The sequence below is a fragment of the Burkholderia sp. Leaf177 genome (assembly GCF_001424345.1).
Lineage (GTDB): Bacteria > Pseudomonadota > Gammaproteobacteria > Burkholderiales > Burkholderiaceae > Caballeronia.
Genome location: NZ_LMPF01000025.1, coordinates 132188 through 157959, shown reverse-complemented (window position 1 = coordinate 157959; position 25772 = coordinate 132188). Strand labels below are relative to the sequence as shown.

Sequence of the window (25772 nt, the reverse complement as noted above, 5' to 3'; positions counted from 1 at the left end):
ATCGACCTTAATGAGCGTCAGGAGAAGGTGGCGCCGCGCCAATGGGTCGCGCGAAAATCACGCTGATCGCGCCGATGCCAAAGCACATCGCGAGTACGAAGAAGGTGTCGGAGAACGTCAGCACGAGCGCCTCCCGCATAACGAGCGCATGGAGGTTCGCAAGACTTGCGCTCGTCGCGTTCAACGCGTCGCCCGCCGTGGATCCCCAATGTGCGAACTGTCGCGTGAGGAACGCTTCGGTTTGCGGATTGCCCGTCGTGACGCTTTCGCTCAGGCGTTCATAGTGGAAGTTCAGGCGGTCGTTGAGCATGGTCGCGCTGACGGCAATGCCAATTGCGCCGCCGAGATTGCGCATCAGGTTGAACAGTCCGCTCGCTGATTTCAGCCGCGATTGCGGCAGCGAGCCGAGCGCCATGGTGACCACGGGCGGCACAAGAAACTGCTGCCCGATCCCGCGCAGCGCTTGCGGCAACAGCAATTGTTGCCAGCCCCAGTCGTTGGTGAGCGGCACATAAAAATAACAACCGACGCCAAAACATACGATGCCGAACAACAGGCACCAGCGCATATCGATGAGACGCGAAATGTAGGCGTATGCACACAGCGAGATCAACTGGAACACGCCGACCGAAAGCAACGCAATGCCGATCTGCAGCGAATCGAACTCGCGTACACGGCTTAAAAACAGCGGCGTGAGAAACACCGACACGAAGATGCCAATGCCCGTCACGAACGACAGCAAGCAGCCGATCGCAAAGTTTCGTACCGCAAGCGCGCGCAAATCCACAACGGGATCTTTTGCCGTGAACGCGCGCACGAGAAACAGGAATGCGCAGATGGCCGAGATCCACGTGCAAGTGACGATCACGTCGTCGCCGGACCAGTTCTTGCGCGGACCTTCTTCGAGCACGTACTCAAGGCAGCCGAGAAAACCCGACATCAGCGCAATGCCGAGGTAATCGCCTTTCTTGAGCAAGGCCAGATTCGGTTCATCGATATGCACGAACTTCGGCACCAGAATCGCGACCACGAGCCCCGGCACGAGGTTGAGATAAAACAGCCAGTGCCACGACCATTGCGATGTAATCCAGCCGCCGATTACCGGTCCAATCGCCGGCGCGAGCGATGCCAGCGCGCCGATCGTGGTCGACGCAATCACGCGCTGTTTGCCCGGAAACAGCACAAATGCGGTGGTGAATACCGTCGGGATCATCGCGGCGCCGAGTGCGCCTTGCAGGCCGCGAAAGAGGATCATCGAATTGATGTCCCATGCGAGGCCGCAGAGCATGCTCGTGACGGTGAATCCCACCGCCGACGCCACGAAAAGCCATCTCGTGGAGAAGACTTTCGACAGCCAGCCGGACATGGGAATGACGAGGATTTCCGCGATTAGGTAGGACGTCTGCACCCACGACAATTCGTCCTGGCTGGCAGACAAACCGCCGCCGATATCTTTCAACGACGACGCCACGATCTGGATATCGAGCGTTGCCATGAAAAAACCGAGGCACATCAGCGCGAACGCGAAAATCCGTTGCTTGACCGGCTGGTCGGCAGGCGTAAGGGTTGCGGCGTTCATGAGTGGCTCACGCTGCCAAGATGAACCTTGACCGTCGCCGAAAGACCCGGGCGCAGTACGTTTTGCTGGCCGGCGGGCACGTCGAGATGAATGCGCACCGGCACGCGCTGCACGATCTTCGTGAAGTTGCCCGTGGCGTTTTCGGGCGGAAGCACGCTGAAGGTGGCGCCGGTTGCGGGCGCGAGGCTTTCTATATGGCCGTGGATTTCGTCACTCGATGCATCGAGTGCAACGTCGACTTGATCGCCCACGCGCATCTTCTTCAACTGATCTTCCTTGAAGTTTGCATCGACCCAAAGGCCGTCCGCCGGAACGATGGTCAGGAGCGCCGCGCCCGTGTTCGCCAGCATGCCCACGCGCGCCGTCCGGTTGCCCACGTAGCCGTCCACCGGCGCGCGAATCGTCGTGTATTCCACGTTCAATTCAGCGACCCGGCGCAGCGCTTCCGCCGTCGCCACTTTCGCGCGCGCGTCTTCGACCTGCGCGGCGAGGACCGCGAGCTGACGCGTCGCTGCGAGCGTTGCAGCGTTGCTGTTGTCGAGCGTGGCGCGCGCCTTGAGATAGTCGGCATCGGCCCGTTCGACAACCTGATTCGATACCGCTTCGTCCTTCACCAGTTGCCGGTAACGCACCTGATCGGACGCGCTGCGCGTGACTTCCGCCGACGATGCCCGCACCTGCGCCTGATTCTGGTTGATCACGGCGGCCTGCAATTGCTGCCGTGCGACCAGTTCGTCAACCGAGGCGCGTGCGCTTTTCAGGTCGGCATCGGCTTGCGCGAGACGGGCATCGTAATCGCGGGAATCGAGGCGGATCAGCACCTGGCCCGCTTTCACGCGCTGGTTGTCGGTGACCAGCAACTCAGCGACAAAGCCGTTCACCTTCGGCGCCATCACGGTCACGTTGCCGCCCACGTAGGCGTCGTCGGTGCTCTGCACGAAACGCAGCACGGTGTACCAGTAAGTGGCTGCAGCGGCCAGCACCACCAGCACCACGATGATCGCAGCCGGCATCCAGCCGATGCGAAACCCGCGCCGCGCGCCTCCTTCGGCGGCGGGTGATGCAGTGGACGCAAGCGGCGTGGAAGGCGTGGTCATGTTGTTTCCTGTTGGTTGCATCGAGTGTTGAAGCGAGGCGTTATTCGCTCGTCAGCCGGAAAAGCTCGCGCCGCAGACGCGCGGCCTGGCGCCGCCCGAACTTCGTTTCGAACTCTTCTTGCGCGGCTTGGAAATGAAGCTGGGCGTCGGCGAGCTTGGTTCGGCCGCTCTCGGTGAGCGTCAATTGCAGCCGTCGCTGGCACGTTCCGCCCAGTTCCGCCGACACCAGACCGCTCCGAAGCAGCGGCTGCAAAGTGCGGACGACTGTGGTGCGTTCCATCACCATTGCTTGCGCGAGTTCGGCCATCGTCATGTCGGGCGCGCGCTCCAGCGCCGAAACAATGCTGAATTGCGTCGGCGTGATTCCGGCCGCCGAGAGATGCCGCTCGTATAGCTGCGAGATATGGCGCGCGGCCTGCCGCAGCGCAAAACAGTCGTCGTGTCGGAATGGCGGGGTGTGCATGTGCACAGACTAAGTGTGTATATGCACGTAGTCAACTGTCATTGCGGACATGAAATTGATGCTGAATCCGACAACAATCGGGCGAGATCAGTACGACGCCGAGATCAAAGCCAACGTATTTAGGCTTCGAAAAATTCCGATGCGTGCTCGATGAACGCGCGAACTTTTGCCGGCAGCAAGGTCCGGCTGCTGTAAGCGAGACGAATTTCGATGGCGCCATCGACTATTTCGAAACCGTCCAGAAGCGACACGAGCGTCCCCGCTGCAAGCTCGTCGCGCACCAGCACCGAAGGCAGCACACCTACGCCCAATCCCTGCATTACGAGCCCGCGATTAAGCATTGCGTTGTTCGACGTCATGTCGGCTTTGATTTGCACCGTCAGTTCTTCGCCGTCACCAAGCCGGAACGTCAGCATATGTTTGCGAATGGACGGATGCATGGCGATGAACTCATGTCCCGCGAGATCGGCCGGATGAACGGGCCGGGTCTTATCGGCGAGATATTGGGGCGTCGCCACGATCACCAGCGGAATGCGTTCGAGCAAACGTGTGACGGTGGTGTCGCTCGTCAGCATGAAAGGCAGAACGATGCCGAGGTCGTAGCCATCGGCAACCAGATCGACGGGCCGCTCCGTCAGCGTGACATCGACGCTGACCAGCGGATATCGACGGCGGAAAGCTACGAGCAGCGGCACAAGTCGATTGAGCGTTGCCGTGGTGTGGGAAACCACGCGCAGCACGCCGCTTGGATCACTCGCCCGATTGGATGCCTGCGTTTCCAGCGCCTCAAGTTCATCAAGTACGCGCGAGCAACCCTCGAAGAACTTCTCGGCGGTTTCCGTCAGGGAGATATGTCGCGTGGTGCGATGAAACAGCCGGTTCCCAAGCCGCTGCTCGAGCGTCGCGATTGCACGCGATACCACCGGCGGCGAGACGCCAAGAAGATCGGCGGCGCGTGTGAAGCTTTTCGCCTCCACGACCGCCCGGAAAACTTTGAGGCTTGTCAGATAGTCCATCGCTCGATCCTTGTTGATGCCGCGCGTTCTAGTTGTTTAAACCATGCGCGGGTGCATCGTCGGGATTGTGCGGCAAATTGGATTTCCGGGCTTTTTAGGCTGGAAAACACGCCTGCTTTTTACTTCGATTCAAAAAAGATGGGGCGGCGTGCGGTCGGTGAGACTGCGCGGAAGAGTTTCATCGAGCGTAAGTTCCATGTGCGGCAAGTCCGCCAGCTTGCCGTGAAATTCGGTGACGTCTTCGCTGGTGAAGAGGCCATCGAGGTAATCAAACGTGATCTGCGTTGCAATGTTCTGCAACGCCTTTTCCTCGCTCGAAGCAGGCTCCGACTCCAGCTCGTCCACATCTAGCGACACGACAAAACCCGTCTTCTCACGATGCTCGATCGCGCCGATATCGATCAGCTTGCCGTCGCCGTTTTGAGCCAGCACACGATGATCGGTCGCAAACAACTTGAATGTGTAGTCAAGGCTTGGCGGCGCTGCGTCGCTTGCCGGTTTGGATTTCGATTTCGATGCCATGATTCAATCCTCGTGTTTTGAATTAGCCGGCCTCGCCAACGTCCTTCGGGTCGGGCAGATTGGCGTCGCTCGATGGTTTGGGTGGCGCAGGTTCGCCCTTTGTCGAGCCTTTCTGCGCGTCGCTCAGTTGGCGGTCCGCCGCGGTAGCGTCGTCGTCACGTTGTTTGGGTGGTGTATCGCGGGATGATTCAGCTGCCATTTTTCGATCCTCGTATGGGATGTGGTTTCAGGTGCCGCGGCCGGTCTTGGCTTGCAGTTCTTCAATCCTTCGCGACGCCTCGGCCTTGTTCAACGAAGCATCGAACGGCTCTTTCGCTTCTTCCGAAAGCGTCTTCAAGTACGACGCCTGCGCGCCCGTCATTGCTTCGTCGCCCGTGACCCAATCCGCCGGATCTTTCTCGGCATTGGAAGTCGGATGGCTCTTGGGGTTTTCGTCGACGGGTTGATTTGCTTCATTCGGTTGATTCGGTTGATTCGGCTGATTGCTCATGATCGCGTCCTGGTTGAGATCACAAGACAGCAGCAAGCTGTGTTCCAAGCAAACATGTCGTATCGCCGGGAGCGTTCCTTGCTCGATAAAACTTATCTATAAAACCGGGCGGCGATCCAGCCGGATAACAATGAGACCGACAATGAAATTTTCCCCTCGCATTCTTTTGATGATCGGCAGCTTGATCGCCGCATCGGCAGTCCCGCTTTATGCCGACGGGCAACAAAAGCCGAACAAACTCGAATCCGATAGCACGCCCGCCTACGACGAGCACAACACCACGTCGCCCGCGAGCGCCACGAGTTCATCCGTGGCACGGGACAACGCGCTCAAGCCGGCGCCGGGCAAGGTATCGGCGGGAAAGCAGCCGACTACTGGCCGCAAGAACGGCATGGGGCTGGATGCTGGAGCGAGCAGCATGAGCAAGAAGCCTTAGGCGGTCGTTTTAAATCTTTTCGGGCCAAGGCCAGCGGCTGAGGCCCGATGTCCCGGAACTGTCGGGATCTTCAGCAGAAGGTGCTTCCACCCCATCAGCAAACCACGCCACGTCCTTCTTACGTTCCGCAACGTACGCTTCCCAGCCGCCAGGATTCCCAGCAAAAAGATCATGCTGCACGGTCGATGCAAACAGCCGTCGGTTCAATTGTTCGTCGAGTAATGACTTCGGCCATAGGAAAAATGCAGCAGCGGCTTGCCCGGCAACTTGCCGTGGAGGCATGCTTGCATCGATAAAACCGAGCCATGTAAAACTCACCAGCGAATCTTCAGCGGCCAGCGCCTCGCCAAGCGTCGCGTACTGCGTACCGATGCGCGAGAGACACGATATTCCCTCGAGCACATCGCCGAGATGTAGCAGCAACGCGCGTCTTTCATAAGCATCTTTCATCGGATTCTCCGGAATGCATGGTCTGAACGTCCTGACCCAACTACGAGCATAAAGCGGTCCAGCATTCGTCCATGCACCATTAGCTTTCGCGATTCTGGAAGCTCAAGCGGTAATCATTCGGCGATACACCGAGTCTTTGTCTAAAGACGATCCGCATCCGGTCCGCCGTACCAAAACCGCATTCATACGCGATGGTCTTCAGCGGCGTAACCGTACTTTCCAGCGCGTTGCGCGCGGCATCGATTCGCGCGCGCTCCACGAAATCATGCGGCGTCAGTTCCGTTGCCTCGACAAACGCGCGCGCGAAATTCCGCTCGCTCATCCCGGCAATCTGCGCCAGCTTTTCGACCGTCAGCCGCTCGCCGATATGTTCCATCACGTACGCCTGGACCTTGGCGGCGGGCGCGGTTTCATCGGCGGGAGCGGTTAAATAGGGGCTGAATTGCGACTGGCCGCCGCGCCGCTGGGCGAACACGACAAGCCGTTTCGCCACCGCCAGCGCAACCGTAGGACCATGATCTTCCGCGACCAGCGCAAGCGCCACATCGATACCCGCCGTCACTCCTGCCGACGTCACGAGATTGCCATCCCGGATATGAATCCGGTCGAGCTCCACCCTTGCCTTCGGAAATTGCCGCGCGAGTTGCGGCGCGTTTTGCCAATGGGTCGTGACATGACGGCCATCGATCAAACCAGCGTGGCCCAGCGCAAACGCGCCCGTGCAAATGGAACCGTAGCGCTCGCAGCGTGAGGCGACGTCGCGCAACCAGGCGGTGAGGCGCGGATCCGGTTCATCGAAGGGAAGCGCCGGGCCGCCCGCGACCAGCGCGATATCAAAGCCGTGTTGCGCGTGATCGCACGTGAGATCGGCGAGCATGCGCGTGCCGTTCGATGCCCGCACCGGCGCGTCATCCACGCCGACCAGCGTGATGGCGTATGCATCGTCCCGCGCGATGAAACCATTCGCTTCGGCGAAGACATCGAGTGGACCGGCTACATCGAGCGCCTGCACTTGCGGAAAAATCGCGATCGCGACGCTGCGCATGAGGTCGTGCTCCTGGTCGATTCAAAGGTTTTTTAGCCGCTTGGCAGCAGACGCCGTGCGGTTGGCAGAGTTCGACGGATGACTCCGATTGCCGCTGAACCCCGGCGCAGCGACACTGAACTGGTCGTTTAATCCACTCAGCGTGCCCGATGAAAGCCGCAGTTTAACAAGGCGTCCCGGGAACCTTCATATCAAGGAGCATCGAACATGACCACCACGATCGCCGGAATCCTTATTCCCGACAGCGCCATGGCGCGCGCCGCCACCGAACTCGTCCGCGATACCGAGCCGGACCTTCTTTATAACCATTCACGTCGCGTATTCCTGTTCGGCGCGCTGACGGGCGAGCGTCGCAAGCTCGCCTACGACGCCGAGCTGCTTTATATCGGCGCGATGTTCCACGACATGGGTCTGATCGATGCCTACAGCAGCAAGCACGATCGTTTCGAAGTCGATGGCGCCAACGCGGCGCGCGATTTCCTGAAGGGTTACGGCATCGGCGAACACGATATAGAGCAAGTCTGGGATTCGATCGCGCTGCACACCACGCCGGGCATTCCGCAGCACAAAAAGCCGGTCGTCGCGCTGGTCACGGCAGGCGTGGAAATGGATGTGCTGGGCCTTGCATATGATGAATTCACCGATAACCAGCGCAAGCAGGTCATTGCCGTGCATCCGCGAGAAGTGAACTTCAAGGAAGGGATCATCGATGCGTTCGCGCACGGCACGATCAGAAAGCCGGAGACCACGTTCGGCAACGTGAAAGCCGATGTCCTCGCGCTGAAAGATCCGACGTACAAACGCCTGAATTTCTGCAGCCTGATCCTGGGTTCGTCGTGGAATGACAGCCCGGGCGCGTGTTCGCATTGCAGTGATCTGTCGCACGCCCACTGAGCGTTCGCGGGTTTGAACAGCCGTTCCTCCACTGGAACGGCTTGTTTATCGCTAAAACAGATAAGCGTATGGGATTTGGTTCGTTGACGTTGTTCGCGCGCAAACTTAGATTCAGACTCTCACAAAAGCACGTTCCCTGAATCGGATAAAGAGTCCCGCGTGACGACACACACTCTCAACCAGACCATCGAAATCACGCCGTTCGACGGTCCGCTAGGCGCCGAAATAACCGGTCTCGACTTGAGCCAGCCGCTCGCGGACGACGATTTCAAGCGCATTCATCGCGCTCATCTCGACCATCATGTGATCGTGTTTCGCGATCAGCGCATTACGCCCGAACAGCATATCGAGTTCAGCCGCCGTTTCGGCCCGCTGCAAATCCACGTGCTTCACCAGTTCCAGTTGAGCGGCCATCCGGAGATCCTGATCGTTTCGAACGTGATGGAGAATGGCAAGCCGATCGGTCTCGGGGACGCCGGGCATTTCTGGCATTCGGACCTTTCGTATAAGGAAACGCCCAGCCTCGGTTCGCTCCTGCACGCGCAGGAATTGCCGGCCGAAGGCGGCGACACGCTGTTCGCCAACATGCATCTCGCATGGGACACGCTGCCACAAGCGTTGCGCACAGCCGTCGAGGGCCGCTTCGCCGAACACACGTATCTCGCGAAATATGCCGAGTTGCAAAAGCGCAGCCCGTGGCGTCCGAACCTGTCCGCTGAACAGATCGCGCAGGTCAAACCCGTCGTCCAGCCCATCGTGCGCACGCATCCGGAAACGGGCCGCCGTGCGCTATTCGTGAGCGAGCACTTCACCACGCGCGTGATCGACATGCCCGAAGACGAAAGCCGCGAACTTCTTCAGGCGCTTTTCGACCATAGCGTGCGCGAAGAACATCTCTACCGGCACCAATGGCGCGAACACGATCTGGTGTTCTGGGACAACCGCTCGCTGATGCACCTCGCGGCCGGCACGCCCGATCATCTGCGCCGCAAGATGTACCGGACGACGATTGAAGGCGATACACCGTTCTGATTTCGCATTTCCCGGTTCGATCCAACTCTAAAAACCTTTCTCGGACTTCCGATGCCGCTTTTCGCCTGCACGCCGTCGCGCCGCCTTGGCGCGGCGCTCCTTTCGTTGTCCATCGCAATCACGTCGCTCGGCGCGGCCGCTCCGGCGCAAGCCGAAGGCACGATCCGTATCGCCGAGCAATTCGGCGTGGTGTATCTGCTGCTTAACGTTGCACGGGAGCAGAAGCTGATCGAGCAGGAAGGCAAGAAGCAAGGCGTCGATATCAAGGTGGACTGGCTCAAGCTATCCGGCGGCGCGGCGGTGAACGACGCGCTGCTTTCGGGTTCCATCGATATTGCCGGCGCAGGCGTGGGTCCGTTAATGACGATCTGGGACCGCACACACGGCAAGCAGAACGTGAAGGGCGTGGCGTCGCTCGGCAACTTTCCGTACTACCTCGTATCGAATAATCCGAAAGTGAAGACGATCGCCGATTTCACGGAGAAGGACCGTATCGCCGTGCCGGCGGTATCCGTGTCCGTGCAATCGCGTGTGCTGCAGTACGCCGCCGCGAAACGCTGGGGCGACAAAGACTTCGACAAGCTCGACAAACTCACGCAGGCGGTCCCGCATCCGGATGCGGCTGCGGCGATCATCGCGGGCGGGACGGAAATCAGCGGGCACTTCGGGAATCCGCCGTTCCAGGAACAGGAACTTGCGGGCAATCCGAAGGCGCATATCGTGCTGAATTCCTACGATGTGCTCGGTGGTCCGGGCTCGTCCACGGTGCTGTACGCAACCGAAAAATTCCGCGATACCAACCCGAAGACGTATCGTGCGTTTATCGCGGCGCTTGCCGATGCAGCGCGTTTTGTGTCCGCCAACCCCGAAGCCGCCGCCGATATCTATATTCGTGTGAACAACGCGAAGATCGACCGGAACCTGCTGCTCGGGATCATCAAAAGTCCGCAGACGCAGTTCAAGATCACGCCGCAGAACACGCTGGGGCTTGCCCAGTTCATGCATCGCGTGGGTGCGATCAGGAACGAACCGAAGTCGTGGCAGGACTATTTTTTCAACGATCCAGCGCTGGGCGCGGGAAGCTGATCGCCTGGAAAACTGACCGGCCTGCCAGCCCCGAAACCCGCCTCGGCGGGTTTTTGTTCATCCACTGAAACCGCAAAAACGCCGCTTATGCGTCGGCGTGTTTTGAATATGCGCAATGATTGGTTCACGCGCTTCCAACGCGCCGCTAAGGTCGTGGTTTATGCCCGGACCCACAGCCATGGCCGCCAATCCTTCTGCTTTATACCCGCCGGTCACGCCCCGTCCATCGGCGGCGACGAGCGGCAAGTTGCTCACCGTCGATAACGTCAGCCTCGAGTACCGCACGCGCGAGCGCATCGTTCGCGCCACGCACCAGGTGAGCTTCGATGTCTACGGCGGCGATCGTTTCGTGCTGCTCGGCCCGTCCGGTTGCGGCAAATCCACGTTGCTCAAGGCGGTGGCGGGGTTTATCGAGCCTACGGCAGGCACGATTCAAATCGATGGCACTCCGGTCAATGGTCCGGGCGCGGATCGCATTGTCGTGTTCCAGGAATTCGACCAGTTGCCGCCGTGGAAAACCGTGCTGCAAAACGTGGCGTTTCCGCTGCGCGTGGCGAAAAAAATCAGCCGCGCCGAGGCTCGCGATCGCGCGCTCCATTTTCTCGACAAGGTCGGCCTCGCCGCTTTCGCCGATGCCTATCCGCACACGCTCTCGGGCGGCATGAAGCAGCGTGTCGCCATCGCCCGCGCACTCGCAATGCAACCTCGTGTCTTGCTGATGGACGAACCCTTCGCGGCACTCGACGCCCTCACTCGCCGCAAGATGCAGGAAGAGCTGCTGCGCCTGTGGGAGGAAGCGAGTTTCACGCTTCTGTTCGTCACGCATTCGATCGAGGAAGCGCTGATCGTCGGTAACCGGATCCTGTTGCTGACGCCGCATCCCGGACGCGTTCGCGCGGAACTGAACAGTCACCAGTTCACGAAGGACAGTTCGGGGCGCAACGACTTCCAGCAAAGCGTGGCGCGGATTCATCGATTGCTGTTTGAAGAAACGGAGGCGGTTCAATGAGTACCGTGGATCACATCGCGGCGCGTTTGACGCCGCCAGTGCGCGAAGAATACGAGCGCAATCCCGAACCTCTGACCGATGTCGCCGTCGAAGCGCCGTTGCCGTTCGGCAAGCGGCTCGCAAATCAGACGTGGCTGAGGAAGACGTTGATCGCGCTGGTGCTGATCGGCATTTGGCAAGTGGCGGCGCATGCGGTCGGCAATGATCTGTTGCTTCCCACTTTCACCGATACCCTCACGGCCTTCGTGCAAGGCATCTGGTCCGGCGAGCTGATTGCGAAAACCGCGATCTCCCTGTCCGTGCTGTTGCGTGGTTATCTGCTCGGCGTCGTGCTGGCGTTCGTGCTGACTTCGCTGGCTGTATCGACACGATTTGGACGCGATCTGCTGTCCATGCTGACCGCGATGTTCAACCCTTTGCCTTCTATCGCCTTGTTGCCGCTTGCGCTGTTGTGGTTCGGTCTGGGAACCGGAAGCCTGCTGTTCGTGCTCGTGCATTCGGTGCTTTGGCCGCTGGCGTTGAACACGTACTCGGGTTTTCAATCCGTGCCGGAAACGCTGCGCATGACGGGTCGCAATTACGGGCTTAAAGGGCTTCGGCATGTGCTGCTGATCCTCGTTCCCGCCGCGTTGCCATCGATTCTTGCGGGCCTTCGGGTTGGCTGGGCATTCGCGTGGCGCACGCTGATAGCGGCCGAGCTCGTGTTCGGCGCGAGTTCAGGCAACGGCGGTCTGGGCTGGTACATCTTCCAGAATCGCAACGAGCTCTACACGGACCGCGTGTTCGCGGGGCTCGCGGCGGTGATCGTGATTGGTCTGGTCGTGGAACATCTTGTCTTCGATACCTTCGAGCGCCTGACCGTGCGCCGCTGGGGCGTGCAGCGGTAAGTGTCCTCTCTGTCCGAATGCAAAAGCCCACAAGGTATCGCCTTGCGGGCTTTTTTAATCACGCTTGCATCAGAACACGTTCACGGGAACGTTCACCATCAAGCGATACACGTCGCTGGTGGAATCCGAATAATATTTCCCGCCGTGGTGATGCATGTAATAGAACTTGGCGCTTGCGCCTTTGAGCTTCCCGGAGCCGATGGTGTACGACGGAATTACGCCGAATTCGTAATGCGTCCCGTGAACCGGCTGGCCGTTTTTCCAGTACAGATCGTGAAGCGAACTGGCGGGATCGGCATAGCGATTTGCCATGGTCGATGCATCCGCGCCCCAGCCATAAGCGCCCCACGTTGTCACCTTCGCGCCCGGCAAACCGTACCCGGCGAGATTTAGCGTATAGCCGAGCTGGAGCGATTTTTCGTGCGGCGCGTTGTAGTCCACATCGAGCGAGTTCGCCAGATAGTCGCCTGCCGACTGGCCGACATAATCGAAGAACTGGTTGCTGGCAATCTGCTGGAAACCCACGGAGATCGTGTGCGCATTGTGCGTACCCGATAACAACAAGCTATACGCATGGTTATTAACGGGACCATTCCTGCTCTGTCCAACGTCATGCGTGTAGTAATAAGTCAGGTTGCCGGTCCAGCGAATCTGGGATGGATCGCCAATACTGCGGGTCATCGTCAAATAATACTGGTCCCAGACATTTTCAGCGCGGCTCGCATATAACGATGCGGCAATATCGTCGTTTGGTGCGTACTCGCCGCCGGCAAAAGTAAATCGGCTGAAGCGCGTTCCGCCATATTCCGTCTTCAGCGTCGTCACGCTCGTCTGACCGCGCGCCAACACGCCGTCCACGCTACCGGCTTTCAACATCACGTTTTTTATCTCTTCGCTGGCGAGCGAAAAACCACGATAGGTGGGCGGCAAAGCACGGTTATCGTGAGGAACGAGAAAAGGGTCGTCGAACAATTGCAAACCGTATTTGACTACCGTATTCGATACCCGCGCCTTCACGTCCCACACTCCCGGGTACGTCCACGCCAGCTGGTTCTGTCCGCTCTGGCCATCATGATTCAAGTGAACCCGGTTTCCCGCGCCTTGTCCGCCATTCAGCTTCAGGTCGCTGAATAGCGATGCATCCAAACCCACGCCAAATAATCCGCGCGTATACCCCGATTCAAATACCGCCTGATTACCAATCACCCACGCGTCTTTCCGCTTGATCCCTTCTGATTCCAGCCGTTCCGTGTAACTGCGAAATAGCAGCTTGAAATGTGAATCTTCTATAAACCCTTGCGACTTCGACTGATTGCTAATCGGTGCATCGGCTTCTGAATTCGGCGGAGAACTGGGCGGCGCCTCAGTATGACGGGTTGAAATATCGTCATCGTCGGCAAATGCGGCCATGGACGGGCTCATCAGGCCGCTCACAACAATTAAAGATAGCGCTAGCGATTGTTTCTGTTTTTTCATTATATTTGTCTCTGACCTGTTATAGATTGTGATTAAAGGCCGATGACTGTCTCAATAAAACCGGCGCGAGTTTATAAACGCGCCATTTAAGGAGCGAGGCATCGGATGGTTACTACGGGGAACTACAGGGTTATCAAAAACAACGCTTCAATCCACCATGACGAATGGTGAATTGAACGATGGGCGATTGAAGGAATAAGGCGCAAATCAGGCAAGCAGACAGGCGGCGGCAACTCCATGTTCAAGCGTTCGCAACGCGGGGACTTCCTGCGAGCAGCGCGGTTGTGCAATCGGGCATCGAGTATGAAACACGCACCCGCTCGGCGGATTGATCGGGCTCGGGATATCGCTCGAAAGAATCTGCACGACCTTCGTCCGTTCGATGGCCGGATTCGGCACCGGCACCGCAGAAAGCAACGCGCGCGTGTACGGATGGCGCGGCTGCGCGTAAAGCGAATGTTTATCGGCGAGCTCCATCACGTGGCCGAGATACATCACCATCACGCGATCCGAGATGTGCTTGACCACGGCCAGATCGTGCGCGATGAAAATCAGGGCGAGTTTCATTTCCTGTTGCAACGACTTGAGCAGGTTCACGATCTGCGCCTGGATGGACACGTCGAGCGCGGACACGGGTTCGTCGCAGACAATCAGCTTCGGCTCCACGATCAACGCGCGCGCAATGCCGATCCGCTGGCACTGTCCGCCGGAAAACTCGTGCGCGTAACGGTTGATCATCTGCTCGCGCAAGCCGACCTTCGCCATCATCGCGCGCACGCGCTGGTTCATCTCGTCCTTCGACATTCCCGGCCGATGTTCGCGCAGCGGTTCCGCGATGATCTGCCCGACCGTCATGCGCGGATCGAGAGAAGCCAGCGGGTCCTGGAAAATCATCTGGATGTCGGCGCGCACGTCGTGCCATTGTTTGACCGTCGCACCGCTCAGGTCCTTTCCCATCCACACGATCTTGCCGTGCGTCGCGGGAATCAGGTTGAGGATCGCGCGCGATAACGTCGATTTACCGCAGCCCGATTCACCGACGACACCCAGCGTTTCGCCCGCCTTCAAGTCGAAACTGACGCCATCGACTGCCTTCAAAGTGCGCCTCGGCGCCCACGGCAACTTGCTCTTCGCCTTGACGCTGAAGTGGACCTGAACGTCGCGTACGGACAGAATGGTTTGCTCAGGCATGGGCGACCTCGTGCAGCGACTTCATTTGCTCGACCGGCCGGTAACACGCGCGCAGCCAGGTTGGATCGCCGGCGAAAGCTTCCAGCGGCGGCATTGATTCGGCGCACTGCTGGCTGGCATCGATACACCGCTCCTGGAACGGGCAACCAGACGGCGGATGCGCCATGTTCGGCGGATTGCCGGGAATGCCGACAAGCGGTGCGTCGCTTTGATCGAGACGCGGCAGCGCGCGCAGCAAGCCGATTGTGTAGGGATGCGAAGGACGTGCGAACAGATCGTCCGCATTGCAATGCTCCATCACGCGGCCGCCGTACATGACCATGACCTTCTCGCAAAGGCCCGCGACCACGCCGAGATCGTGCGTGATCAGCACGATCGCCGTGCCGAAGTCATGCTGAAGGTTGCGCAGAAGCTGAAGGATTTGCGCCTGGACGGTGACGTCGAGCGCGGTCGTGGGTTCATCGGCGAATAGAACTTGCGGCTCGCACAACAGCGCCATTGCGATCATCACACGCTGGCGCATGCCGCCGGAAAGCTCGTGCGGATATTGATCGATACGATGCGCCGCTTCCGGAATGCGCACGGCTTCGAGCATCTCGATAGCGCGTTTTTTCGCAGCGCGCCGCGTCATGTTCTTGTGCAGTTCGAGCACTTCCGTCATCTGGCGTTCGATCGTCAGATACGGATTCAGCGACGTCATCGGGTCCTGGAATATCATCGACAAGCGATTGCCGCGAATGCGGTTGAGCTTCTTCGACGGCATGGTCAAGAGGTCTTCGCCCTGGTAGATCGCGTTGCCTTTTACGCGTCCGTTGCGCGCGAGCAGACCAAGCATGGCGAGTACGCTCTGGCTTTTTCCCGAACCCGATTCGCCTACGATGCCGAGCGTGCTGCCCTCTTCCAGATCGAAACTCACGCCGTTCACCGCGCGAACCACGGCGTCGGGTGTATCGAAGGCGACTTCGAGATTATTTACCTTGAGCAATGACATGATGCTTACCGATCCTTCGGGTCGAGCGCGTCACGCAGACCGTCGCCGACAAAGTTGATGCAATACAGCGTCACCGACAACAGCGCCGCCGGGAACAGGAGAATCCACGGCGACGTTTCCATCACGCCCACGCCGTCCTGAATCAGCACGCCCCAGCTTGTCATGGGTTCCTGCACGCCGAGCCCGAGAAACGATAGTACGGACTCCGTGAGAATCACGCCTGGGACGGTGACGGTTGTATAGATTGCGACGATGCCGAGCAGGTTCGGCACGATATGCCGCAAGATGATGCCGCTCGTCGACACACCAATCGCGCGCGCCGCCTCGACGTATTCCTTCGACCGGATCGCAAGCGTCTGTCCGCGCACCACGCGCGCCATGTCCATCCACGAGAACACGGTGATGGTCAGCACCACGAGGTAAAACTCGCGGCCGAGCAGCGTCACCATCAGGATCGCGATCAGCAGGTAGGGAATGGCATACATCATGTCCACGATGCGCATCATCGCGTTGTCCACGCGGCCGCCCACGAAGCCGGCGATCGCGCCCCACACAATGCCGAGCGTGACCGAAGTCAGCGTTGCCAGCGCGCCGATCATCAGCGACACACGTCCGCCGACGAGGCATCGCACCAGCAGGTCGCGGCCGGTTTCGTCGGTGCCGAACAAGTGCCAGTTGGCAAACGTTGGCGTGGAACTCATCATGTTCCAGTCGGTGGAATCGAAGGCGTTGGGCAAAACCATCGGCCCAATGATGCACGCCAGCGTGATCAGTAGAAGAATAACGAGGCTCGCGACCGCCGCCTTGTTGCGCGCAAAACGCAAGCGCGCGTCCTGCCACGGGCTGCGCCCTTCAACCGGCACGGCCAGCACGCTTTCGAGCGCGGGGACGAGCGTTCCTTGTTTCATTGCAGACCTCATGCGCATTGATTCCCGTTGACTCATCGATCAGTAACGGATTTTCGGATCGAGCCACGCATACGCGAGATCGACCAGCAGATTGAGCAGGACCGCGACCACGGTCACGAGCACCACGAGCCCGAGCACCAGCGTGTAATCGCGGTTCGCAGCGCCATTCACGATCAGCTTGCCGATACCCGGCAGCGAGAACACGGACTCCGTGACAACCGCTGCGGTTATCGAACCGATGGCAAGCGGTCCGATCACGGACACCACCGGAATCATGGTAGGACGCAACGCGTGACGCAGCACGACGGTCCACTGCGACAGACCTTTCGCGTAAGCGGTGCGAATGTAGTTGGTGTTCATCACTTCGATCAGGCTGCCGCGCGTCACGCGCCCGACGGTCGCCACGTTGATGATGGTAAGCAGTGCAATGGGAAGCACCATGTAGCGCACATGGAAGCCGTTCCAGCCGCCGGCCGGAAGCCACTTGAGAAGGATCGCGAACACGAGAATGAGTACCGGCCCGATCACGAACGATGGAAACGCGCTGCCCGCATTCCCCACGATCATCAGCAGGTAATCCGCCGGACTATTCCGGTAGAGCGCCGCGAAGATGCCGAGTATCACGCCGAGCACGATCGCAAGCACCATCGACACACCGCCGATGGTCAAGGACACCGGCAACGCGCGCAGTACGAGGTCGTTCACGCTCCAGTCGGCGTATCTGAACGACGCACCCAGGTCGCCATGCAGGAGGCTGTTGAGATACAGCACGTACTGCTTCCACAGCGGCTCGCCGAGATGGTATTTAGCCTGCAAGTTCGCAAGCACTTCGGCCGAGACCTTGCGCTCGCCGTCGAACGGACCGCCAGGCGTTGCGTGCAGCAGCAGATAACAGACCGTGACCACGATCAGCAGCGTCGGCACGGTCAGCAGTACACGCCTCAACGTATAAGACCACATGGAACTTCTCTCCTGGCGGCGTCGCGATCAGTGTGCATCGCGGTTGCCGCCTCATGGGTGTTGCAGGAACGGAAGCGAGCGCGGGAGCAAGCGCAAGAAGCGCAAGCCTCGCTCAGTGCTTCACGATATACAGATCCTTGCTGCGGTAACGGTCCATCGGGTTCTTCAGCGAATACCCGCCCACGTAGTTCTTCACGAGCCGCGCGATGGTGTATTGCAGGAGCGGCAGCATCGGATAATCGTCCATGACGAGCTTCGCGGCTTGCGTCTGCAATTGCGTGCGCCTCGCCTGGTCGGTGGTGGAATTCGCTTCCGTCACGAGCGCATCGGCCTTCGCATTGCAGTTGAAGTTGTCGTTCTGCTCCGAGCCGCACGAGACGAGACCGAGGAACGTGGTCGCGTCGTTGTAGTCGGCGACCCAGCCGTTGCGCGCGATCTGGTATTCGCCGGAATGACGTTTCTTGGTCAGCACCTTGAATTCCATGGTGTCGATCTGCGTGTCCAGGCCCAGCTTCGTTTTCCATTCCGATGCCGCGAAGATGGCCATCTTCTTGTGGTAATCGCTCGAGTTCATGGCGAAGTGAATTGTCGTGCCCGGCTTTACGCCCGCTTGCGCAAGCAGCTTCTTCGCTTCTTCAACGCGCTTGGGCATTGGCCATGTCGACCAGTCGTATGCGGTGACATCGGCGCCCTTCACGCCTTTCACGATCACGCCATACGCTGGAATCTGGCCATCGGCGGTGACGCGTTGCGCGAGGATGTCGCGATCGATCACCATGGACAACGCCTGGCGCACGCGTACGTCCTTGAGCAACGGGTCCTTGTTGTTGAACGAGTAATAGCGCAGGCCGAGCATGGGCGAAAGCTTGATGTCGTTCGGGAAATCCTGTTTGTATTTCGCGTAGGTTCCGGACGGCAACTGATAGACAAAGTCGTTGTCGCCAGATTGAAACAACTTGATGTCCGTGGTTTCGCTTTCCACAGGAAGATAAGTGACCTGCGTCAATTGCACGTGCGCTGCGTCCCAGTAGTTGGGGTTGCGCGCGAGCACGAGCTTGTTGTTGACTTGCCAGTCCTTGAGCGTGAACGCGCCGTTGCCGACCAGCTTGCCGGGCTTCGTCCAGTCCTTGCCGAATTTATCGACGGCGGCTTTATTCACTGGCCCCAGATTCGTATTCGACATCAGTTCGGGAATGAACGACACGGGACCCGGCGTCCTGACTTCAACGGTGTAAGCGTCAATGGCGCGAACGCCGAGCGAATCCAGCGGCTTCTTGCCCGCGATGATCTCGGCGCCGTTGAGCAGGAAAATGCCGAACGTCGTTGCATAAGGGGACGCGATTTTCGGGTCGACAAGACGTTGGCACCCATAGACGAAGTCATTGGCGACCACCGGCTCGCCATTGGACCACTTGGCGTTCTTTCGCAGATGGAAGATCCATGTAGTGGCATCTTTCTGTTCCCATTTTTCCGCCACGCCCGGGACGACCTCGCCGTCGGCGTTGGTCGCGGTCAGGCCTTCAAAAAGGTCCCGGGTCACGTTGTTCGAGGGCACGCTTTCGGCCAGGTTCGGATCGAGCGTCTCGACCTCGGACGCGTTGTTGCGGATCAGTTCCTGTTTCGCTGCAAGTTGAACGCCGGCCGGGACGTTTGCCGCATTCGCGACAGGAATCGCAGTGGCCGCAACGATCACGCTCGCGGCCAATGCCGGCAGCCATTTACCGCTTTTGCCGGATAGACGGCGATCGACAGCATCGCCCGGACGAAAAAAAGCGTCAACGCGTGCGCTACCGGCGACGAGTCGTGCAAACAACATCATGGGAATCCTTTTTATTTATCTGTACAACGGCGCAACGGGTCAAACACGCACCGGCCGAAACCAGCCTTTTACCTTATTTAGCGGGGCGTTCTGTGCAGAAATGTGTCAGCGTCTGCTGCGTGAACAGGATCGGCGTTCCGGCCTGCTGTGTGTGTTTCCATTTCGCAGAAGCTCATTTGCTTATCTTTCAAACTGCTTTACGAAAGATTCAAACCGACAACACATTCGAATTCGCCGGGAGTATTTCAGAGCAATAAAGTGGATTCCACTCACATGTACTTATAGGCCATGCGTTTTGTGTATGGATTCCGGCCTGCCGTGCATGAGTTTTATGTTTTCGCACGAGCGTTTTTCTTCAATCGGCAAGCATGGGCGGATCGCGCTACCATCGGCGTCCTCACGGTTCACAGCAGGCTCGCTACGATGATTCGTTTTCGCCAGATAGAAGCATTTCGTTCCTTAATCATGACCGGCACCAGCGTGGGCGCCGCGCGCGCACTGCACGTCACGCAGCCCGCCATCAGCCGGCTGATAGCAGATTTAGAGGCTGACCTCGGTTTCAGCCTGTTCAGCCGCACAGGCGGACGCCTTAATCCGACCAACGCAGGATTGCGGTTTTTCAAGTCGGTCGAAGAGAATTTCCTTGGGCTGGATCGCCTGAAACAAGTCGCCGAACTAATCCGCGATGAAGCATCGGAAGGCCTGACCGTCGCATGCTTGCCCGTGCTTGCAAGCACCTTGTTGCCGCCCATCCTCGCGGATTTCGTCGAGCGCCATCCGGGCGTGCCAATCCGCGTCGATTCGGTCAAGGTGCCGGAAGTGCTCACCATCCTGCAGAACCACAAGGCCGACGTAGCGATCAGCCAGGCTTTCGCGCCGGTTGCGGGCATTGAAGTGGAAAAATTGCTGAGCGCGCGCGGACAGTGTGCAATGCCGGCATCGCATCGGCTGGCCAAGAAAAAAGTCGTGCGTACGGCGGATCTGCGCGGCGAACGCATCATTGGATGGCTGCCCAACTCGCGCCAGCCGTATGCCGCCGAGCAATCGTTGTTTGCGGCCGGCGAGGACCGCGCGAACTACACCGTGATGACCGACACCGCTCATACGCGATACGCCATGGTCGCGGGCGGTCTGGGCGTTTCGATCGTGGAACCGTTCGCCGCGAAAGTGTGGCGCATGCATGGCGTGATCGTGCGGCCGTTCGAAGCCGCCATTGAATACGAATACGTGCTGTCATATCCAAGCAGCGGCATTCGCTCGGATCTGGTCGCGTCGTTCCGTGAGTCGGTGCTGCGCGTGGTGGCCACGTATTCCCTCGACGAAGCCCCGGTCCTCGCCGACGCATAAAAACACCGGATTTGCCAGCCTTTCGAAAGAATTCCGCCTCGTGGTATAAGCCCGGATGCGCATCTCAAAAAAGCGGTCGCCGGGAAATGACGAATACCCAATCAAGAGGAGGAGAAAGATGGCAATGAAGATGACCATGAATTCACTGCATCGCACGCGTTCGTTCGCGCTCGGAAGCGTCGCGGCGGCGGTGTTCGCGGTATCGGTGGGATTTGTCGAAAGCACGCCGGCTTACGCGAAGGTTGCACAGCAGCCGGTCGTATTGACGGCGTCGGCGGTTGCAGTCGCGGATAAATTCGCCGCCGACGCCGCCGAGCAAATATTCAAGCAAGGCGGCAACGCGGTCGATGCCGCCGTTGCCGTCGCGTTCACGCTCGCCGTGACGTACCCGGAAGCAGGCAACCTGGGCGGCGGCGGTTTCATGACGCTGTATGTGGATCATCGTCCGTACTTCCTCGACTATCGTGAGCGCGCGCCGATCGCGGCCACGAAGAATATGTATCTCGACGACAAAGGCGAAGTCATCAAGGGCATGAGCCTTTACGGACATCGCGCGGTTGGCGTGCCGGGAACGGTCTCGGGCATGTGGGAAGCGCAAAAGCGCTTTGGCAAACTGAAGTGGAAACAAGTGCTCGCGCCTGCCATTAAATATGCGCAGGAAGGCTTCGAAGTCAGCGACCAGTTGCAGGAACGCAAGGACGCGGCATCGAAGGAATTTGCGGGCAAGACCAACTTCGATAGTTACTTCGGAAACCTGAATAAAGGCGTGAACTTCAAGCAGCCGGAATTGGCGACTACCTTGCAGCGCATTGCAGACAAGGGCGCGAAAGGCTTTTATGAAGGTCAGACTGCAAGCCTGATCGCCGACTCCATGCGCGGTCACGGCCTCATCACCGAACAGGACCTGAAGGAATACAAGGCGGTCTGGCGCACGCCGGTTCTTGCAAGCTGGAACGGCTACCGGATCATCACCGCGCCGCCTCCGAGTTCGGGTGGTATCGGTCTGGTCCAGTTGCTGAAAATGAAGGCCGATCTCAAAGACAAATACGCAAACGTTCCGCTCAATTCGGCGCAATACATTCACCTGACTGCCGAGATCGAAAAACGCGTCTTTGCCGATCGTGCGCAATATCTCGGTGATCCCGATTTCTACAAGGTGCCGATTGCGCAGCTCATCAACGATGACTACATCCTGAAGCGCGCATCCGAAGTGAATCCGGACACGCCGTCGGACACGAAGAGCGTCGTTCCTGGCCTCGGCACCACGATGCCCGAGAAGGCCGAAACAACGCACTTCTCGGTGGTGGACAAGTGGGGCAACGCGGTGTCGAACACGTACACCATCAACGGTTATTTCGGCGCGGGCGTGGTTGCCGACGGCACGGGCGTGGTGCTGAACGACGAGATGGACGACTTCTCGTCGAAACCGGGCGTGGCGAACATGTTCGGCGTGGTCGGCAGCGACGCCAACGCGATCGAACCGCGCAAGCGTCCGCTCTCCTCCATGTCGCCGACCATCCTGACGAAGGACGACCAGGTTGCAATGGTGATCGGCACGCCGGGCGGTTCGCGCATCTTCACGTCGATCTTCCAGGTGATCAGCAACGTCTACGACTTCTCCATGCCGCTGCCCGATGCCGTTGCCGCGATGCGCTGGCACCACCAGTTGCTGCCGCCGAACACCATTTTCTGGGAGCCCTACAAGCCTATCGACGGCGATCTGGCGAAGGAACTCGAAGCGAAGGGTTATACGCTTCAGAAGCAGGGTTTCAACGGCGATATTCAGGCCATCAAGATCAACGACAAAACGCCTGAACCCGTCGCCGATCCTCGCGGCCGCGGCGTGACGCGCGTGATTCAGTAAGCGTTGTAAGAAGTTTCATCGAAGTTCAAAGGCCAGGTCTTCCGACCTGGCCTTTTGCGTTCTTCCTCCGCACGATAAAACCCGCCGGGAAGTCCCTGAATTCACGCTTATAAGGATCGCGGCATGACTGGAATCCCATTTTTGAGATTGGATGCGGCGTGATGTTCGCCTAGTCTCTGTCCTGGCCCAGTCCAGCGCACCGCATCTGGCCACCACTAAAAAATACGACTTTTCGAGACGACCCTGAAGACGGCTCACCGGCTTGTTCCCGGCCCGTTTCAGCATGCTGATAAAGGAGAACAGCTCATGATGGAACCCCACGCCCAGCCGCTTCGCGGCATCGATATACAAAAGGACGAATCCGCGTCCACCCAGGGCAAAACTCAAGGCGGCGCGATCGACCGCTATTTCCAGATCAGCGCACGCGGCAGCACTCAGCGGCGCGAGGTGATCGCCGGCATCACCACGTTTCTCGCGATGGTTTACTCCGTATTCGTGGTCCCCGCGATGCTCGGGAAAGCCGGATTCGATACCCGCGCCGTGTTCGTCGCGGTCTGCCTGACGACCGCATTTGGCTCGTTGCTGATGGGCGTCTGGGCGAGATTGCCCATTGCGATTGGCTGCGCGATCTCGCTGACCGCCTTCACCGCATTCGGGCTCGTGCTCGGCAAAGGGCTTTCGCCATCCGTGGCGCTTGGCGCCGTGTTTCTGATGGGCGTCACTTTCACGGCGATCTCCGTGACCGGCGTGCGCTCGTGGATTCTGCGCAATCTGCCGGCAGGTGTCGCGCACGGGACAGGAATCGGGATTGGCTTGTTTTTGCTGCTGATTGCGTCGAACGACGTTGGCCTGATCGTGAAGAACCCGGGCGCGGGAATGCCCGTATCGCTCGGCCATATCACCGCGTTTCCGGTGCTGATGTCCATCTTCGGGCTGGCCGCAATTCTCGGGCTGGAACGGCGTCGCGTGCCGGGCGGTATTTTGATCGTGGTGATCGGGTTGTCCGCGTTGGGTCTCGCCTTCGATCCCGCCGTTCATTACACGGGCGTCTTTGCGTTGCCGTCGCTGAGCGCGCCGGGGCACGCTTCGTTGATTGGCGCGATGGATATTCGCGGCGCGTTGTCACTGGCCGTGCTGCCTAGCGTGCTTGCACTCGTGATGACGGCGGTATTCGATGCCACCGGCACCATTCGCGCGGTTGCGGGTCAGGCGGGTCAAATCGATGAAAACGGCCGCATTGTGAACGGCGGACGCGCGTTGACAGCGGATTCGGTCAGCTCGATCGTGGCCGCGTGCCTGGGCGGTGCGCCGGCAGCGGCTTACATTGAATCGACGGTGGGCGTTGCCGCGGGAGCAAAGTCGGGCCTGGCAGCCGCGACCGTGGGCGCGCTGTTCCTTGCGGTGATGTTCTTCTCGCCAATCGCGGGCCTCGTGCCTTCGTACGCAACCGCGCCGGCGTTGATGTACGTAGGTTTGCTGATGCTTTCGAGCGTGAGCAAACTCCACATGGACGACCTCGTCGACGCCATGTCAGGCCTGGTTTGCGCGGTGTTTATTGTACTGTCGGCGAATATTGTCACCGGCATCATGCTCGGCTTCTGCACGCTCGTGGTCGGGCGTGTTATTGCGGGCGAACACCGGAAGCTGAATGTAGGTACGGTCGTGATTGCAGCTGTTCTCGCCGCGTTTTATCTCGGCGGCTGGGCAATCTGAAGCTCGGCTAATCTGGCTGCGAATCGGCGTGCGAGAGCGAAAGCTGCTCAATCGACGCGCCGATCCAACCAAACAATCCAGCCAGGCCGATTTACTTTCGGCGATATGCTTCTGCCATCACAGCGCAATTTTGCAGATGCAAGTTTAAAGCACGGATCGATTCGCGACGAATGACGGCTTTCGCCTTGCGGAACCATGAACCAAACGAAACGACAGCAGAACCTTGAGCGGCGGTTTTCATAAAGCACCTCAGCGTAGTTAGGGTAATTACCCTTAGGGAATACCCTTAATTATACGCATTTGGTGCTGCATTGCAAAAATGTTTGAGAAAAAGCACGTGAGGGTCGTGTCGATGCAACGCTTCGATCACGACCCGAGCCTCTCTCACGGCACGATCGAGAGAAACAGGAACGTCGCGAAGATCACCAGGTGGACCACGCCCTGCAACACCGTAGAGCGGCCGGTGCCCAGCGTCAGAACGCTTACCAGCAAGGTCAGCGCAAGCAACACAATCTCTTTAGGACCTAGTCCAAGCGAAATTGGCTGGCTGATGGCAATCGAGACGATTGCAACCGTCGGGATCGTCAAGCCGATACTCGCCAACGCTGATCCCAGCGCAAGATTCAAACTCGTTTGAAGCCGGTTCAGGCGCGCGGCACGAAACGCGGCCACACCTTCGGGCAACAGGACAAGCGCCGCAATCACAACGCCCACTACCGCCTCCGGCGCGCCGGCGCTTGCAACGCCTGCCTCGACCGTCGGAGAAAGGACCTTGGCAAGACCGACCACCGCCACCAGCGAAAGCAGCAGAAATCCACCCGATGCCAGCGCGTAGCCATTTGTCGGCAGCGGCGCGTGGACGTCGTCGGGGCGATTTGGATCGAGCGCGGGAACCGGCGGCAGGAAATAGTCGCGATGCCGCACGGTCTGGATAAACACAAAAACGATGTACAGCACGAGCGACGTAACCCCGACAAACACGAGTTGCGACGTCGACAATCCCGGCCCGATGACCGTGCTCGTGAAATTCGGCAGCACCATGGTCAAGACCGACAACGCGCAAAGAATGGCGAGCGCCGCGCTCGCGCCGCTTAGCTGGAAGTTCTGTTCATGATGGCGCATGCCGCCGATCAGCAAGCAGATGCCGACAATTCCGTTGCAGCAGATCATGGCTGCCGCGAACACGGTATCGCGGGCAAGCGCCGCTTTTTCCGGACCGCCCGTGAGCATCACGGAGACGATCAGCGCCACTTCAATAACCGTCACCGCGATTGCCAGAACCAACGTCCCGAACGGTTCGCCCACCCGATGCGCCACCACTTCCGCGTGATGCACGGCGGCGAAAACGGCCGCCGCGAGCGCAATGGCGGCCAAGCCGAAGATCCATCCATTGGGAATGGCGATCGTCAATCCCAGGATGACAAGTGCGGCAAATGGCGCGATGCCCGTCCAGTCCAGCTTGAATTTCATCGATGCTCCAGGGCGGTAATGCAGGTA

General features: G+C 59.2%; 26 protein-coding genes. 9 read left to right on the top strand and 17 right to left on the bottom strand.

The window, feature by feature from the left end; all coding sequences use genetic code 11:
- Nucleotides 1-7: 7 nt before the first annotated feature.
- The 7 genes from ASG35_RS27350 to ASG35_RS27325 all read right to left on the bottom strand — a co-directional run bounded on the left by ASG35_RS27350 (nucleotide 8) and on the right by ASG35_RS27325 (nucleotide 5167).
- Nucleotides 8-1579, bottom strand: coding sequence for a DHA2 family efflux MFS transporter permease subunit (locus ASG35_RS27350; RefSeq protein ID WP_056365102.1), 1572 nt, complete (start codon nucleotides 1577-1579; stop codon nucleotides 8-10).
- Entirely contained in the window at nucleotides 1576-2676 is a 1101-nt protein-coding gene (locus ASG35_RS27345) for an HlyD family secretion protein (RefSeq protein WP_056365099.1), read from the bottom strand. The genes ASG35_RS27350 and ASG35_RS27345 overlap by 4 nt, the downstream gene beginning before the upstream one ends.
- A 40-nt stretch (nucleotides 2677-2716) precedes the next feature.
- A complete protein-coding gene (locus tag ASG35_RS27340) occupies nucleotides 2717-3139 on the bottom strand; it encodes a MarR family winged helix-turn-helix transcriptional regulator (protein WP_056365096.1) in 423 nt (140 codons plus the stop codon).
- Nucleotides 3140-3258: 119 nt separating this feature from the next.
- Nucleotides 3259-4155 carry a LysR family transcriptional regulator gene (locus ASG35_RS27335; protein ID WP_056365093.1) on the bottom strand — a complete coding sequence of 299 codons (897 nt, stop codon included), beginning with the start codon at nucleotides 4153-4155 and terminating at the stop codon, nucleotides 3259-3261.
- 129 nt (nucleotides 4156-4284) lie between these two features.
- Complete coding sequence (locus ASG35_RS27330; RefSeq protein ID WP_056365090.1) at nucleotides 4285-4677, bottom strand: hypothetical protein; 393 nt, start codon at nucleotides 4675-4677, stop codon at nucleotides 4285-4287.
- 22 nt (nucleotides 4678-4699) lie between these two features.
- Complete coding sequence (locus ASG35_RS32005) at nucleotides 4700-4876, bottom strand: hypothetical protein (protein ID WP_200945790.1); 177 nt, start codon at nucleotides 4874-4876, stop codon at nucleotides 4700-4702.
- A gap of 27 nt (nucleotides 4877-4903) precedes the next feature.
- A complete protein-coding gene (locus ASG35_RS27325) occupies nucleotides 4904-5167 on the bottom strand; it encodes a DUF3072 domain-containing protein (RefSeq protein ID WP_056366044.1) in 264 nt (87 codons plus the stop codon).
- A gap of 142 nt (nucleotides 5168-5309) precedes the next feature.
- Between ASG35_RS27325 and ASG35_RS27320 the strand changes: the two genes are divergently transcribed.
- The gene (locus ASG35_RS27320; RefSeq protein WP_156393387.1) at nucleotides 5310-5603 is read left to right on the top strand and encodes a hypothetical protein; all 294 of its coding nucleotides are present in this window, start codon (nucleotides 5310-5312) and stop codon (nucleotides 5601-5603) included.
- A gap of 9 nt (nucleotides 5604-5612) precedes the next feature.
- Here ASG35_RS27320 and ASG35_RS27315 read toward each other — a convergent pair whose 3' ends face one another.
- Together ASG35_RS27315 and ASG35_RS27310 are read right to left on the bottom strand one after the other, a co-directional pair.
- A complete protein-coding gene (locus tag ASG35_RS27315; RefSeq protein WP_056365085.1) occupies nucleotides 5613-6053 on the bottom strand; it encodes a hypothetical protein in 441 nt (146 codons plus the stop codon).
- Nucleotides 6054-6132: 79 nt separating this feature from the next.
- Nucleotides 6133-7098, bottom strand: coding sequence for a GlxA family transcriptional regulator (locus tag ASG35_RS27310; RefSeq protein ID WP_056365082.1), 966 nt, complete (start codon nucleotides 7096-7098; stop codon nucleotides 6133-6135).
- 207 nt (nucleotides 7099-7305) lie between these two features.
- On the opposite strand from ASG35_RS27310, the gene ASG35_RS27305 reads away from it, so the two are divergent.
- The 5 genes from ASG35_RS27305 (at nucleotide 7306) to ASG35_RS27285 (ending at nucleotide 12006) form a co-directional block, all read left to right on the top strand.
- Nucleotides 7306-7992: an HD domain-containing protein gene (locus tag ASG35_RS27305; protein WP_056365079.1), complete on the top strand. Its 687-nt coding sequence runs from the start codon at nucleotides 7306-7308 to the stop codon at nucleotides 7990-7992.
- 159 nt (nucleotides 7993-8151) lie between these two features.
- Nucleotides 8152-9024, top strand: coding sequence for a TauD/TfdA dioxygenase family protein (locus tag ASG35_RS27300; protein ID WP_056365075.1), 873 nt, complete (start codon nucleotides 8152-8154; stop codon nucleotides 9022-9024).
- A 51-nt stretch (nucleotides 9025-9075) separates the two neighbouring features.
- Nucleotides 9076-10110 (top strand): ABC transporter substrate-binding protein, encoded by a 1035-nt coding sequence (locus tag ASG35_RS27295; protein ID WP_056365071.1) that lies wholly within the window; start codon nucleotides 9076-9078, stop codon nucleotides 10108-10110.
- Nucleotides 10111-10288: 178 nt separating this feature from the next.
- Nucleotides 10289-11119 carry an ABC transporter ATP-binding protein gene (locus tag ASG35_RS27290; RefSeq protein WP_056365067.1) on the top strand — a complete coding sequence of 277 codons (831 nt, stop codon included), beginning with the start codon at nucleotides 10289-10291 and terminating at the stop codon, nucleotides 11117-11119.
- Complete coding sequence (locus ASG35_RS27285) at nucleotides 11116-12006, top strand: ABC transporter permease (protein WP_056365064.1); 891 nt, start codon at nucleotides 11116-11118, stop codon at nucleotides 12004-12006. Before ASG35_RS27290 ends, ASG35_RS27285 begins: the two co-directional genes overlap by 4 nt.
- A gap of 69 nt (nucleotides 12007-12075) precedes the next feature.
- Here ASG35_RS27285 and ASG35_RS27280 read toward each other — a convergent pair whose 3' ends face one another.
- From ASG35_RS27280 to ASG35_RS27255, 6 genes are all read right to left on the bottom strand, one after another.
- A complete protein-coding gene (locus ASG35_RS27280; RefSeq protein ID WP_056365062.1) occupies nucleotides 12076-13482 on the bottom strand; it encodes an OprD family outer membrane porin in 1407 nt (468 codons plus the stop codon).
- 207 nt (nucleotides 13483-13689) lie between these two features.
- Nucleotides 13690-14673, bottom strand: a complete 984-nt coding sequence (gene oppF, locus ASG35_RS27275) for a murein tripeptide/oligopeptide ABC transporter ATP binding protein OppF (protein ID WP_056365060.1) — start codon at nucleotides 14671-14673, stop codon at nucleotides 13690-13692.
- Entirely contained in the window at nucleotides 14666-15667 is a 1002-nt protein-coding gene (locus ASG35_RS27270) for an ABC transporter ATP-binding protein (protein WP_327019673.1), read from the bottom strand. Before ASG35_RS27270 ends, oppF begins: the two co-directional genes overlap by 8 nt.
- 2 nt (nucleotides 15668-15669) lie before the next feature.
- Entirely contained in the window at nucleotides 15670-16572 is a 903-nt protein-coding gene (locus tag ASG35_RS27265; RefSeq protein WP_056365056.1) for an ABC transporter permease subunit, read from the bottom strand.
- A 39-nt stretch (nucleotides 16573-16611) separates the two neighbouring features.
- On the bottom strand, nucleotides 16612-17532 hold the full coding sequence (locus ASG35_RS27260; RefSeq protein ID WP_056365052.1) for an ABC transporter permease subunit: 921 nt from the start codon (nucleotides 17530-17532) through the stop codon (nucleotides 16612-16614).
- 112 nt (nucleotides 17533-17644) lie between these two features.
- Nucleotides 17645-19351 (bottom strand): ABC transporter substrate-binding protein, encoded by a 1707-nt coding sequence (locus ASG35_RS27255; RefSeq protein WP_235527740.1) that lies wholly within the window; start codon nucleotides 19349-19351, stop codon nucleotides 17645-17647.
- A 423-nt stretch (nucleotides 19352-19774) separates the two neighbouring features.
- Between ASG35_RS27255 and ASG35_RS27250 the strand changes: the two genes are divergently transcribed.
- The 3 genes from ASG35_RS27250 to ASG35_RS27240 all read left to right on the top strand — a co-directional run bounded on the left by ASG35_RS27250 (nucleotide 19775) and on the right by ASG35_RS27240 (nucleotide 24275).
- Nucleotides 19775-20698 (top strand): LysR substrate-binding domain-containing protein, encoded by a 924-nt coding sequence (locus ASG35_RS27250; RefSeq protein WP_056366038.1) that lies wholly within the window; start codon nucleotides 19775-19777, stop codon nucleotides 20696-20698.
- A 136-nt stretch (nucleotides 20699-20834) separates the two neighbouring features.
- Complete coding sequence (ggt, locus tag ASG35_RS27245; RefSeq protein WP_082508667.1) at nucleotides 20835-22562, top strand: gamma-glutamyltransferase; 1728 nt, start codon at nucleotides 20835-20837, stop codon at nucleotides 22560-22562.
- A gap of 306 nt (nucleotides 22563-22868) precedes the next feature.
- Nucleotides 22869-24275, top strand: coding sequence for an NCS2 family permease (locus tag ASG35_RS27240; protein ID WP_056365048.1), 1407 nt, complete (start codon nucleotides 22869-22871; stop codon nucleotides 24273-24275).
- Between the two features lie 91 nt (nucleotides 24276-24366).
- On the opposite strand, the gene ASG35_RS32000 is transcribed toward ASG35_RS27240, so the two are convergent.
- Complete coding sequence (locus tag ASG35_RS32000; protein WP_200945789.1) at nucleotides 24367-24516, bottom strand: hypothetical protein; 150 nt, start codon at nucleotides 24514-24516, stop codon at nucleotides 24367-24369.
- A gap of 143 nt (nucleotides 24517-24659) precedes the next feature.
- A complete protein-coding gene (locus ASG35_RS27235) occupies nucleotides 24660-25745 on the bottom strand; it encodes a calcium:proton antiporter (RefSeq protein WP_056365045.1) in 1086 nt (361 codons plus the stop codon).
- Between the last annotated feature and the right edge of the window lie 27 nt (nucleotides 25746-25772).